The 720-nt window shown below is 35.3% G+C and carries 1 pseudogene; it reads right to left on the reverse strand.

The features are described 5' to 3' along the window. Positions 1–215 (reverse strand): annotated as a pseudogene (locus MT390_RS19695) (DUF3316 domain-containing protein); the annotation flags it as partial. Between the last annotated feature and the right edge of the window lie 505 nt (positions 216–720).

A 720-nucleotide genomic window follows, 5' to 3' on the forward strand; every position in this document is an offset into this window, starting at 1 on the left:
GTTGGTGTTTCAGAGATAAGTACCAACTCATGACGTAATTTGTTTTCAGGTAACTGTTTAAGTTGGTTTACGTAATCAAAACCGGCTTCGTAAGCTGCTGCTTTATTTGTGAAAGCATCAGTGCTGAAGTTTTTGTCAGAATGAACGACTTGAGTACCAGCAAAAACGCTTGAGCTGATAAGTAATGTTGCTGCTAGAGTTGTTAATTTTTTCATTTTGAATACCTTAAATAATTTGTTTATACATAGTTGTATTGAATGAGTGTTTAATGCGTTACCGCTGTTTCCTCACTCGATGTAGCTATTATGCCTATCATTTATGTGACCGTCATCACTCTATTTTTCCATTCATTGTGGCTTTTTTGTCACCAATCGAATTTAGAATGATAAAGGCTAGGTGATTGTTCACCGTTTACCTTGTTGTTTATTTATCTGTGACGAGGGCGTTGTTACTTCTTACTCACTCACATTAACAAGGTTTGAATCAGCCAACTCCTTTGCGTCATCTTGTTTTAATACACACTCACTTTCAAAAGACCTACCTAGTGGGAAATAAATTTCCTTTATTGCAAATTATTTTGTAAGCGGTGTGTTTATTCATCTGTTATCACCTTTACAACAACCGTCATGTTTTACCCCTTATCGGTCGTTGTTGATGAAGATAATAGTCTTCATGAGGTTAATAGCAGGTTAAGAAATGACAAATAATTGAATTCATTTG

It is taken from the genome of Vibrio sp. 2-Bac 85, from assembly GCF_037546705.1.
In the GTDB taxonomy this organism is placed as follows: Bacteria; Pseudomonadota; Gammaproteobacteria; order Enterobacterales; family Psychromonadaceae; genus Psychromonas.